Origin of the sequence: Pseudomonas sp. SAR267, from assembly GCF_052077595.1 — a bacterium.
Lineage (GTDB): Bacteria > Pseudomonadota > Gammaproteobacteria > Pseudomonadales > Pseudomonadaceae > Aquipseudomonas > Aquipseudomonas vlassakiae.
In genome coordinates this window covers 1,661,679-1,673,736 of record NZ_JBQIHU010000001.1, presented here as the reverse complement: position 1 = coordinate 1,673,736, position 12,058 = coordinate 1,661,679, and the positions used below count along the sequence as shown (strand labels likewise).

Here is a 12,058-nt window from a genome sequence, read left to right as displayed (position 1 = left end):
CCGGGAATCGCCTGGAGCGTCCGGCATTGGTGCTGCAGATGGAACTGCCCCGGCGGTAAGGCCGGGGCAGAAGGCTTACTTGATGCGCTGACCTGGCTTGGCGCCACTGTCAGGGCTGAGCAGGTAGATCTCTTCGCCGCCAGGGCCGGCCGCCATGACCATGCCCTCGGAGACGCCAAAGCGCATTTTGCGCGGCTTGAGGTTGGCCACCATCATGGTCAGGCGGCCTTCCAGCTTGGAGGGATCCGGATAGGCCGACTTGATGCCGGAGAACACGTTGCGGCGCTCGTCGCCGATATCCAGGGTCAGTTGCAGGAGCTTGTCGGCGCCAGGCACGGCTTCAGCCTTGACGATCAGTGCGACACGCAGGTCAACTGCGGCAAAGGTGTCGAACTCGATTTCGGCAGACAGCGGGTCCTTGCTCAGCTCGCCGTTGCCGGCGGGTGCCTGGGCTTCGGCGGCCAGCAGGTCTTCCTTGCTGGCAGCGACCATGGCTTCGACCTTGGCAGGTTCGATACGGCTCATCAGCGCCTTGAACGGGTTCAGCTGGTGGTTTTCCAGGCGCGATTGATGGTCGTTCCAGGTCAGTGGCGCGACGTTGAGGAATGCCTCGGCATCAGCGGCGAGCAGCGGCAGCACGGGTTTCAGGAAGATCACCAGCTGGCGGAACAGGTTGATGCCCTGGGCGCAAATGGCCTGGACCTCGTCCTGCTTGCCTTCCTGCTTGGCCAGCGACCAAGGTGCCTTGTCAGCGATCCAGGCGTTGGCGCGGTCAGCCAGCGCCATGATTTCACGCATGGCACGGCCAAAATCGCGGCCCTCATAGGCTTCGGCGATCGACGGGGCGGCGGCGAGGAAGGCCTCGGTCAGTTCTGGCGCAGCATCGCCAGCGACCATCACGCCGGCATTGCCCTTGTGGATGAAGCCGGCGCAACGGCTGGCAATGTTGACCACTTTGCCAACCAGGTCGGAGTTGACCTTCTGCACGAAATCCTCGAGGTTCAGGTCGAGGTCATCGACGCCCCGGCCGAGCTTGGCGGCGTAGTAGTAGCGCAGGTATTCCGGGTGCAGGTGGTCCAGGTAGGTTCGGGCCTTGATGAAGGTGCCGCGCGACTTGGACATCTTGGCGCCGTTGACGGTCAGGTAGCCGTGCACGTTGACTGCAGTCGGCTTGCGGAAGCCGGCACCTTCGAGCATGGCAGGCCAGAACAGGGCGTGGAAGTTGACGATGTCCTTGCCGATGAAGTGATACAGCTCGGCCTTGGAGCCTTCGTTCCAGAAAGCGTCGAAGTCCAGCTCCGGGCGGCGTGCGCACAGGTTCTTGAAGCTGGCCATGTAGCCGATTGGCGCGTCCAGCCAGACGTAGAAATACTTGCCCGGCTCGCCCGGGATCTCGAAGCCGAAGTACGGCGCATCACGCGAGATGTCCCACTCTTGCAGGCCGGAATCCAGCCATTCGGCAAGCTTGTTGGCCACGGCGTCCTGCAGGGTTCCGCTGCGGGTCCACTGCTGCAGCATGGCCTGGAAGTCAGGCAGCTTGAAGAAGAAGTGCTGGGAATCGCGCAGCACCGGAGTGGCCCCGGAGATGGCCGACTTGGGGTTCTTCAGCTCAGTCGGGGCATAGGTGGCGCCGCATTTCTCGCAGTTGTCGCCGTACTGATCCTCAGCCGCGCATTTCGGGCAGGTGCCCTTGATGAAACGGTCGGCCAGGAACATGCCCTTTTCGGGGTCGAAATACTGGGTCACCGAACGGGTGGCGATGTGCCCTGCGTCGCGCAGGCGGCCGTAGATCAGGCCTGACAGCTCGCGGTTTTCGTCACTGTGGGTGGAGTGGAAGTTGTCGAAGTCCACCAGGAAGTCGGCGAAGTCACCACTGTGCTCGGCCTGGACATTGGCGATCAGCTGCTCAGGGGTGATGCCTTCCTTCTCGGCACGCAACATGATGGCCGAGCCGTGGGCGTCGTCGGCGCAGACGTAGATGCACTGGTTGCCGCGCAGTTTCTGGAAGCGCACCCACATGTCCGTCTGGATGTACTCCAGCATATGGCCAAGGTGGATGGATCCATTGGCATAGGGCAGGGCGCTGGTAACGAGAATCTGACGTGGCTCGGACATGGTGGCTCGGCTACTTATCTGGCTCGGGTAAAAATGAGGGTGATCGGCCACTATAAAGGGCCGGCGAAGATATTTCACCCCAAGCGCGCATCTGCTGACGATTGACGGGTTAGGATAGGCGTCTGTTTCGTACTCAGTTTGCCAATGGGAGTGTCCATGAGTGCCGTCACCCGTGCCGCCGTCGAAGGCGTGCTTCGCCAGTACACCGACCCCTACCTGAATCAGGACCCGGTCAGCGCCGGATGCGTGCGCGCCATCGACATCCAGGGCGGGCAAGTCGCTGTGCAGTTGCAACTGGGCTACGCCGCCGGCCTGTTCAAGAACGGTTGGGCCCAGGTGCTGCAGACCGCGATCGAGAATCTCGACGGCGTCAGCTCGGCCCAGGTGTCGATCGACTGTGTCGTCGCCGCTCACAAGGCCCAGGCCCAGGTGCCGGCCATGGCCAACGTCAAGAACATCATTGCCGTGGCCTCGGGCAAGGGCGGTGTCGGCAAATCGACCACCGCGGCCAACCTGGCCTTGGCCCTGGCCCGTGAAGGCGCCCGCGTGGGCATTCTCGATGCCGATATCTACGGCCCCAGCCAGGGCGTGATGTTCGGTATCGCCGAGGGTACCCGCCCGCAGATCCGCGAACAGAAGTGGTTCGTGCCGATCAAGGCCCATGGTGTGGAAGTGATGTCCATGGCGTTCCTCACCGATGACAACACGCCGATGGTCTGGCGTGGGCCGATGGTATCGGGTGCGCTGCTGCAGCTGGTGACCCAGACCGCCTGGGACGACCTGGATTATCTGGTCATCGACATGCCGCCGGGTACCGGCGATATCCAGCTGACCCTGGCGCAGAAGGTGCCGGTGGCCGGTTCGGTGATCGTTACCACGCCACAGGACCTGGCCCTGCTGGATGCCAAGAAGGGTGTGGAGATGTTCCGCAAGGTCAACATTCCGGTGTTGGGCGTGGTCGAGAACATGGCCGTGCACATCTGCTCGAACTGCGGCCACGCCGAGCACCTGTTCGGCGAAGGCGGTGGCGAGAAGCTGGCGGCGCAATACGGCGTCGACCTGCTGGCCTCGCTGCCGCTGTCGATGCTGATCCGCGAACAGGCCGATAGCGGCAAGCCGACGGCGATCGCTGAGCCGGAAAGCCAGATTGCCATGGTCTACCAGGAATTGGCCCGCCAGGTAGGCGCACGCATCGTGTTGCAGGAAGCGGCGGCGCCGGCGATGCCGAGCATCACCATCAGCGAGGACTGATCCGAACCGAGTCGCCTGCTTCGCGGGTAATCCCGCTCCCAGAACAGCGCAGCCTTCAAGTGTTGCGCGGTTTGTGTCGGAGCGGGCGAGCCCGCGAAGAAGCCAGCACCAATTTTCGGTCAGGCATAAAAAAACCCGCCAGAAGGCGGGTTTTTTTGAAAGCTAGAAAGCTAAATCGACTTAGGCGATTTGAACTTCTTCAGCCTGCATGCCTTTCTGGCCGCGGGTAGCGACGAAAGTAACAGCCTGGCCTTCTTTCAGGGTTTTGAAGCCGTCAGCTTGGATGGCTTTGAAGTGCACGAACAGGTCATCGCCCGACTGAGGGGTGATGAAGCCGTAGCCTTTCTCATCGTTGAACCACTTAACAACACCGGATTGACGGTTGGACATTTTTCTGTCTCCTTGGACAATTTGATAACGGTCAGGAAAAACCCTGGCCGGGACTGAGCGCAAAGAGAGCAGAAAATTCAGCGATGGGCCGATCAGGATCGTGCATCAAACTAGAGATTCTCGGTGTCACGTGCAGCACAGTGGCGCCACCTTACCCCACTTTCCACGAGCTGCCAATGGTCTGTGAACGCTTTACGCAAATTCGGATCGACGGCGGCTGCGACCCCCGTCCGGCGCGGGATGGGGCACTGGAACTTTAACCCGGGCGCCGGGACCGGTAAGATGCGCGTCTGGATTTTCCCCTCGCAACTCTTCAGGACACCCCGCCATGAGCATCAAATCGGACAAGTGGATTCGCCGCATGGCGCAGGAACACGGCATGATCGAACCGTTCGTCGAGCGCCAGGTGCGCGGCGAGCAGGACAACCGTGTCATCTCCTTTGGCGTTTCCAGCTACGGCTACGACGTGCGCTGCGCCGACGAATTCAAGGTGTTCACCAACATCAACTCGGCCACCGTCGACCCGAAGAACTTCGATGCCGGCAGCTTCGTCGACATCAAGAGCGACGTCTGCATCATCCCGCCGAACTCCTTCGCCCTGGCTCGCACCGTCGAGTACTTCCGCATTCCGCGTGATGTGTTGACCATCTGCCTGGGCAAGAGCACCTACGCCCGTTGCGGCATCATCGTCAACGTCACGCCGCTGGAGCCGGAGTGGGAAGGCCACGTGACCCTGGAGTTCTCCAATACCACCACGCTGCCGGCCAAGATCTACGCCAACGAAGGCGTGGCGCAGATGCTGTTCCTGCAGTCCGACGAAGAGTGTGAAGTGTCGTACAAGGACCGGGGCGGCAAGTACCAAGGGCAGCGCGGCGTCACCCTGCCACGCACCTGATCCGACGAGCGCAGGGAATTAGTTTCCCTGATGGCACTCCAACAGGTTGAACAGTGCCGATACGTATGCAGCGTGTTGGCCCTCGTCCAGGAGCTGCCAATGAAACTCAACCCCGCAATCAGTGCGAAGCTGGCTGTACTGCAGCCCAACCAGATCGGGTTGCTGGCCTGGTCACTGCTGGCGCACCCGCTGCCCGTGCAGGCTGGCGGTGTGCCGCACCAGCCTGATCCTGATACGCCGCAGCCGCCAGAGCCTGGTGATCATCCCCCGATGGAGCCCGGTGAGCCAACCCTTCCCGACGAGCCACCACCGTCTCCTGTCGCCTGACTCAGGTGGCCAGCGCCCAGACCTGATCGCCTCCGGCCAGGAAAACCCGCGTATCGGAACCCGGTTCGACCAACCACCCACCGGTGAACTCACCGAACGCCGGGAGCAGGCTGACCTGAGCATCGATCAGGAAGCACGGCAGCCTCAACCGTTGCCGCGCCCGCCCTCGCAGCACGTACACCGGATGCACGTGCCCGGCGAGTACCGGGTGGCTGGGGTGGGGCGTCGGTTCGTGCTGCAGGGCAAAGGGCGCCAGCAGCAGGGGTTCGTCTACCACTTCGATCCCCAGTTGCACCGGCGGATCACCGGCGTGGCGATCATGATTACCCCGTACCAGGACTACCTTCACCGCGCTGTGGCGGGTTCTCCATGCCTGCAGGCTGGCCTGCGTGCCAGGCGCCAGCGCAGCGCGGGCATGCAGGAAGTCGCCAAGGATGATCAGCTGCTCGCAGGCGTAGCTGTGCAGTAATCTATCCAGGCGTGCCAGGGTTGCGCTGGTGGTACCACGCGGAACGGGTTGATGCAGTGCCCGGTAACTGGCTGCCTTGCCGATATGAACGTCGGCCACCAGCAAGGTGCGGCGGGCCGGCCAGTAGATGGCCTTGTCTGGTAGCAGCCAGAGCGTTTCGCCACAGTGTTCGACAGGCAGATAGGTATTCATGGCCGGTTTGCCGCTTTTTCCAGGTCGGTCACCATCCGTGCAATGCGGTCCGCCAGCTTTTCCGTGCTCAAAGTCTCGCGCATGCCTTCGACCAGCAGGGCGAATGCCAGGGGGCCAGGCCGTTGCAGCATGCGCAGGTCCAGTTGCAGGTTTTGCATCTTGAGCAACTGCCGCTGCAGGCGCTCGATCTCCAGTTCTTCGTTCAGTACTTCATCGCGCGCCTGGCCCAGCAGCAAGTTGCTGGCGTCGTGTTTGCGGAATACTTCATAGAACAACCCGCTGGAAGCCTGAATCTGTCGGGTGCTCTTTTGAGCGGCCGGGTAGCCGCCGAACACCAGCCCGGCAATCTGGGCGATTTCGCGGAAGCGTCGCAGCGCCATTTCGCCAGCGTTCAGGCTTGCCAGCACGTCCTCCAGCAGGTTGTCGCCCGACAGCGCGTCCGGCAGGCAACTGGCCCAATCCACGGCGCTGGGGCTGAGCAGTTCGAAACCATAGTCGTTCACGGCGATGGATACCGACAGTGGCTGCACCCGGCTTACCCGCCAGGCGATCAGGTTGGCCAGGCCCAGGTTGGCCATGCGCCCGGCAAACGGGTAGAGGAACAGATGCGAGCCCTGGCGTGATCCCAGCGTTTCGGCCAGCAGTGTGTTGCGGGTGGGTAAGGCTGACCACTTCGACTGCAAGGCCAGCAGCGGCAGCACGGCCTGCATCTCCGGGCCGTGATAGGCCCCATGCGCCGCAGCATCGAGTTGTTCGACCACGGCGTCGGCCAGCTCGCTGGACAGTGGCATGCGCCCGCCATTCCAGCGCGCCACGGCGGCCTTGCGCGCGGTGCTGCGGCGCACGTAGGCGGTCATCCCTTCTACCCGTACCAACTCCAGGACCCGTCCGGCAAACACCAACGTATCGCCGGGGCGCAGGCGGGCGATGAAGGCTTCCTCGACACTGCCCAGGTGCTTGCCGCCCCCACCCTTGCTCCAATACTTGAGCTGCAGGCTGGCGTCGCTGACGATGGTTCCGATGCCCATGCGGTGACGCCTCGCCAGGCGCTCGCTGGCCACCCGCCAGACCCCGTCGGGGTGCGCCTCGACACGCTGATAGTCGGGGTACGCCGTCAATGCGTGGCCGCCGTGATTGACGAAATCCAGCGCCCATTGCCACTGGCTGTCACGCAGCTCACGGAACGCCCAGGTGCTGCGGACTTCCGCGAGCAGTTCGTCAGGCCGAAAGCCACTGCCCAGGGCCATGCTGACCAGATGCTGGACCAGCACGTCCAGGCACAGGCGCGGCGAGCGGCGCGCTTCGATATGGCCGGCGGCCAGGGCCGCCCGGGCGGCGGCAGCCTCCACCAGCTCCAGGCTATGGGTGGGCACCAGGGTGACGCGTGAGCGGCGTCCCGGGGCATGGCCAGAGCGCCCGGCGCGCTGCATGAGGCGGGCAATGCCTTTGGCCGAACCGATCTGCAGCACCCGTTCGACCGGCAGGAAGTCCACCCCCAGGTCTAGGCTGGAGGTGCAGATGACGGCCTTGAGCGTGCCCTGCTTGAGGCTCTGTTCGACCCAGTCGCGGGTCGCCCGGGCCAGTGACGCATGATGCAAGGCAATCTGCCCGGCCCAATCGGGGCGGGCGTCGAGCAGGGCCTGGTACCACAGTTCGGCCTGGGCACGGGTGTTGGTGAATACCAGGCTGCTTGAGCTGGCGTCGAGTTCATGGGCCACCTGGCCGAGCATTTTCAGGCCCATGTGCCCGGCCCAGGGGAAGCGCTCGATGGCATCGGGCAGCAAGGTGTCGACCAGCAGCTGTTTGTCCTGGCGACCTTTGACCAGCAGTCCACCGCCCGGCAACAGTACGTCGAGGGCGTGCGGCAGGTTGCCGAGCGTGGCCGACAAGCCCCAGGTGATCAGGCCCGGATGCCAGCGGCGCAGGCGGGCCAGGGCCAGTTGCAGTTGAACGCCGCGCTTGTTGCCAAGCAGCTCGTGCCATTCATCTACCACCACCAGGCGCAAGCTGGCGAAGTCTTCGGCGGCCTGGGCCCGGGTCAGCAGCAGTGTCAGGCTTTCCGGCGTGGTGATCAGCACGCTTGGCAGGCGCCGGGCCTGGCGAGCGCGCTCGGCACTGCCGGTATCGCCGCTGCGCACGCCGACCGTCCAGTTCAGGCCGAGCTCCTCCACTGGCGCTTGCAGCGCGCGCGCTGTATCAGCCGCCAGTGCGCGCATGGGGGTGATCCACAGCACCTGCAGTGCGGCCGGCTGGCGCCCGCTGGCGGCTGTGGCGAAGGCGCGTAGTGCAGCCAGCCAGACCGCATAGGTCTTGCCCGCCCCTGTGCTGGCATGCAATAGCCCTGATTCGCCACGTCCGACTGCTGCCCATACCTGGCGCTGGAAGGCGAAGGGTTTCCAGCCGCGGGCGGCGAACCAGGTATCGGCGAGGTTGGAAGCGGCGGGCATGGGGGCAAGCAGTCCTGCGCAGGTTGTGTTTCTACAGACCACTTGCCGCACGCTTTGGTTTTAACCGATCAATTGGCCAGCAGGTAGCCGCTGCGCAGCACCTGCTCGCCGGCGACATGGGCGATGACCATGCCGGCCGTGGCCATGCGCCGCACGCTGCGGGCGTAGAGCAAGCCAGGCTGGCTGTTGCGCACGGCCGTCACCCGGTCGCTGAGCGGGTCGATGACTTCAGCGATCAGTTGCCCGGCCTCCAGCTGCTGACCGGGGCGGGCGTGATACACCAGCAGCCCGCCAAGGGGCGCTGCCACGGGTTCGACAGCGGCCAGTGGGGTGGCCGGCCGCGGCAGCTCGGGCAGCGGGGTGGCGGTGCCTTCGATGACGCCGGCATGGGTAAGATAGTCGAGAATCGCCTGGCAGTCCTGGCTGGCCAGGTCATGGCTGACGTCGGCCTGGCCCCGCAGTTCTACGGTGACCGAGATGCTCCCCAGCGGGATCGGGAAGTGCTTGCCAAAGCGTTGCTGCAGCTGCCACCAGACCAGGCTGAAGCATTCGTCGAACGATTGCCCGCCGGAGTCGGTGGCCAACAGGCTGGCCTGGGCGCCCAGGTAGCGGGCCAGTGGCTCGACCTGCGGCCAGGCTTCCGGGGTGGTATACAGGTGCTCGACCGCTTCGAAATCACAGTGCAGGTCCAGCACCAGGTCGGCATCGCAGGCCAGCCGTTGCAAGGTCAGGCGCTGCGACTGCAACGGCGTGCGCGCCGGGTGGGCATCCAGGCCACGCCGCAGGTACTCGCGGATCAGCGCCACGTTGTGCGCCGGGTCCTGGCTCAGATGACCTTCGATCTGGTCGCCGATGCTGTCGGAAAGGTCGACGAAGTTGCGGTTGAAGTTCTCGCCGCTCTGCAGTTCGAAACGGCCCAGGGGCGCATCCAGCATCACCTGTTCCAGGCCGACCGGGTTGGCCACGGGTACCAGGATGATTTCGCGCAGCAGGCGACCCTGCTGTTCCAGCTCGGCGAGGCGACGCTTGAGATGCCAGGCGACCAGCATGCCGGGCAGTTCGTCGGCATGCAGCGAGGCCTGGATATACACCTTGGCGCCACCCCGTGGGCCGAAGTGGAAGCTGTGCAATTGGCGTGAAATGCCCGGTACGGGCGAGAGCAAGTCGTGGGTTGAATGGTGCATGGGGGTCCTGGCTGCGTGGCGAAAACGTTCTGCGACACCGGTCGGCACAAAGATAGAAGCATAATTTCCGTTACCGCGCCTCACCGTGAGGCCTTCTTTCAGACCAACAATGCCTGCAGGCTTGCCAGGTCATCGGCTTCATCGACCGGTTTGTCCAGGCGCCAGCGCAACATCCGCGGAAATCGCACGGCGATACCGCTCTTGTGGCGCTTGGACAGCGCGATGCCCTCGAAGCCCAGCTCAAAGACCAGTGTCGGGGTGACGCTACGCACCGGCCCGAAGGTTTCCACCGTGGTCTTGCGAATGATCGCATCCACCTTGCGCATCTCTGCGTCGCTGAGCCCGGAATAAGCCTTGGCGAAGGGCACCAGCGCACGGTCGGGCGTGCCCGCTGGCGCATTCCACACGGCGAAGGTGTAGTCGCTGTAGAGGCTGGCACGGCGGCCATGGCCGCGTTGGGCGTAGATCAGCACCGCATCGACGCTGAACGGGTCGATCTTCCACTTCCACCACAACCCCATGTCCTTGGTCCGGCCCACGCCGTACAGCGCGTCACGCTGCTTGAGCATCAAGCCCTCCACACCCAGGCTGCGCGATTGCTCGCGTTGCCGCGCCAGTTCTGCCCAGTCGTTGCCCTCGAGCAGTGGTGAAAGCAGCAGGGGGGCCAAGGGATGTTCTGCCAACAGGCGCTGCAGTTGCTGGCGCCGTTCATGTTGAGGCCGGCTGCGCCAGTCCTCGCCTTGCCACTCCAGCAAGTCATAGGCTTGCAGCACTACCGGCGCGTCCGCCAGCAACTTCTTGCCCAGTGTCTTGCGGCCGATGCGCTGTTGCAGCACGGCGAACGGCTGCACTGCCGGTGCGCCGGCATCGACGCCGGGCTTCCAGACCAGGATCTCACCGTCGAGCACCGTACCGTCGGGCAAGCTTTCGGCCAGGCTGTGCAGCTCGGGAAAGCGCTCGGTGACCAGTTCTTCGCCTCGGGACCAAATCCACAGCTGGCCATCACGCTTGACCACTTGAGCGCGTATGCCATCCCACTTCCATTCGATCAGCCAGCCAGCGGGAGGACCGAGCAGCGCTTCGAACTGCTCGGGCGGTGCCTGCAGGGCGTGAGCGAGGAAGAAGGGATAAGGTTGGCCACCCCGCTGGCTATGTTCATCGCTGGATTCTTCGGCGATCAGACGATGGTAGCTGGCGGCCGTCGGGCGGTGGCCGATATCGGTATAGCCGACCAAGCGCTGGGCCACGCGCTTGGCATCGAGGCCCGCCAGTTGCGCCAGGGCGCGAGTGACCAGCAGCTTGGATACACCGACCCGAAAGCTGCCGGTGATCAGCTTCAGGCACAGCATCAGGCTGGGGCGGTCCAGCTGTGCCCACAGCGGGGGCAGGCGTCGCTGGATTTCCTCTGGCGGCAGGCCGCGCAAGGGTAGCAGATGCGCTTCGACCCAGTGTGCCAGGCCGTCTTCGCTGGCATGGAAGGCTTGCGGCAACAGCAGCGAGATGGTTTCGGCCAGGTCGCCGACTGCCTGGTAACTTTCTTCGAACAACCAGTCGGGCAACCCCGCCAAGGCCGTGGCCAATTCGCGTAAAACGCGGGTCGGCACCAACTGGCGCGGACGCCCGCCAGCCAGGAAGTAGACGGCCCAGGCAGCATCTTCGGCGGGCGCTTTAGCAAAGTAGTCACGCAAGGCTTCGAGTTTGGCGTTGCTGGAGGTGGTCGCATCCAGGCGCAGGTACAGTTCGGCGAAGGCTTTCATTCCTCGGGCTCCGTGGCGGTGATGTCATCCTCTTCGCCGTATTCGGTCACGAAGGCACGGGCATCCAGGCCTTGTTCGTTCAGGTAGCGCACCAGCACATTCACTGACCCGTGGGTGACCATGACCCGCTCGGCAGCCGTCTGCTCGATGGCCCACAGCAACCCCGGCCAGTCGGCGTGGTCGGACAACACGAAGCCACGGTCGACACCACGCCGACGGCGGGTACCGCGCAACAGCATCCAGCCGCTGGCAAAGGCATCGCTGTATTCGCCGAATCGGCGCATCCAGCTACTCCCTGCGGCGGAGGGCGGCGCCAGGATCAATGCCTGGCGCAGCAGCGGGTCGTTGCGCGGGACCTCCCCGGCATAGCGGGTGGTCGGCAGGCGCACACCGGCTTCGCGGTATACCCGGTTCAGCGGCTCGACAGCGCCATGCACAAGGATCGGCCCGATGTCCGGGTCCAGGCCATGGAGAATTCGCTGAGCCTTGCCGAAGGCATAGCAGAACAGCACGCTGGCCTTGCCTTGTTCACAGTTGCTCCGCCACCAGGCATTGATCCCGGCAAAGATATCTGCCTGGCTGGGCCAACGGTAGATCGGCAGGCCGAACGTGGACTCGGTGATGAAGGTATGGCAGCGCACCGGCTCGAAGGCTGCGCAGGTGCCGTCCGGCTCGACTTTGTAATCACCCGAAGCGACCCATACTTCGCCTTGGTACTCAAGACGCACCTGTGCCGAACCCAGCACATGGCCGGCCGGGTGCAGGCTGAGGGTGACGCCGTGATGCTGGATGCATTCACCGTAGGGCAGCGTCTGCAGGTCGATGCCTTGGCCCAGTCGGCTGCGCAGGATGCCGGCTCCGGGGGCGGCGGTCAGATAGTGCTGATTGCCGGTGCGGGCATGGTCGCCATGGCCGTGGGTGATCACGGCGCGCTCGACCGGACGCCAGGGGTCGATATAAAAGTCCCCCGGCGGGCAGTACAGGCCTTCGGGGCGGGCGATGACAAGATCCATGGCAATGCCTGGGTAGAG

At 64.1% G+C, this 12,058-nt stretch carries 10 protein-coding genes; 3 read left to right on the top strand and 7 right to left on the bottom strand.

Translation table 11 applies throughout. The features are described from left to right. Positions 1–75 precede the first annotated feature (75 nt). Positions 76–2,115, bottom strand: coding sequence for a methionine--tRNA ligase (metG, locus tag ACTORR_RS08100; protein WP_262108779.1), 2,040 nt, complete (start codon positions 2,113–2,115; stop codon positions 76–78). A gap of 156 nt (positions 2,116–2,271) precedes the next feature. On the opposite strand from metG, the gene apbC reads away from it, so the two are divergent. Beyond that, entirely contained in the window at positions 2,272–3,366 is a 1,095-nt protein-coding gene (gene apbC, locus ACTORR_RS08095) for an iron-sulfur cluster carrier protein ApbC (RefSeq protein WP_054885851.1), read from the top strand. A 180-nt stretch (positions 3,367–3,546) separates the two neighbouring features. Here the strand turns inward: apbC and ACTORR_RS08090 are convergent, their stop codons facing one another. Further along, on the bottom strand, positions 3,547–3,756 hold the full coding sequence (locus ACTORR_RS08090) for a cold-shock protein (RefSeq protein ID WP_003254922.1): 210 nt from the start codon (positions 3,754–3,756) through the stop codon (positions 3,547–3,549). A 328-nt stretch (positions 3,757–4,084) separates the two neighbouring features. Here ACTORR_RS08090 and dcd point away from each other — a divergent pair, with 328 nt between their 5' ends. After that, positions 4,085–4,651: a dCTP deaminase gene (dcd, locus tag ACTORR_RS08085; RefSeq protein ID WP_003254920.1), complete on the top strand. Its 567-nt coding sequence runs from the start codon at positions 4,085–4,087 to the stop codon at positions 4,649–4,651. Positions 4,652–4,750: 99 nt separating this feature from the next. Then, positions 4,751–4,978: a hypothetical protein gene (locus ACTORR_RS08080; protein WP_054885850.1), complete on the top strand. Its 228-nt coding sequence runs from the start codon at positions 4,751–4,753 to the stop codon at positions 4,976–4,978. A 1-nt stretch (position 4,979) separates the two neighbouring features. Here the strand turns inward: ACTORR_RS08080 and pdeM are convergent, their stop codons facing one another. The 5 genes from pdeM to ACTORR_RS08055 all read right to left on the bottom strand — a co-directional run bounded on the left by pdeM (position 4,980) and on the right by ACTORR_RS08055 (position 12,040). After that, complete coding sequence (gene pdeM / locus ACTORR_RS08075) at positions 4,980–5,639, bottom strand: ligase-associated DNA damage response endonuclease PdeM (RefSeq protein ID WP_054885849.1); 660 nt, start codon at positions 5,637–5,639, stop codon at positions 4,980–4,982. After that, positions 5,636–8,086 (bottom strand): ligase-associated DNA damage response DEXH box helicase, encoded by a 2,451-nt coding sequence (locus ACTORR_RS08070; protein WP_212632701.1) that lies wholly within the window; start codon positions 8,084–8,086, stop codon positions 5,636–5,638. Before ACTORR_RS08070 ends, pdeM begins: the two co-directional genes overlap by 4 nt. 68 nt (positions 8,087–8,154) lie before the next feature. Beyond that, entirely contained in the window at positions 8,155–9,270 is a 1,116-nt protein-coding gene (locus ACTORR_RS08065) for a succinylglutamate desuccinylase/aspartoacylase family protein (protein ID WP_054885847.1), read from the bottom strand. Positions 9,271–9,368: 98 nt separating this feature from the next. Continuing rightward, entirely contained in the window at positions 9,369–11,027 is a 1,659-nt protein-coding gene (locus ACTORR_RS08060) for an ATP-dependent DNA ligase (protein WP_054885846.1), read from the bottom strand. Next, positions 11,024–12,040, bottom strand: a complete 1,017-nt coding sequence (locus tag ACTORR_RS08055) for a ligase-associated DNA damage response exonuclease (protein WP_099815172.1) — start codon at positions 12,038–12,040, stop codon at positions 11,024–11,026. Before ACTORR_RS08055 ends, ACTORR_RS08060 begins: the two co-directional genes overlap by 4 nt. Positions 12,041–12,058: the final 18 nt, after the last annotated feature.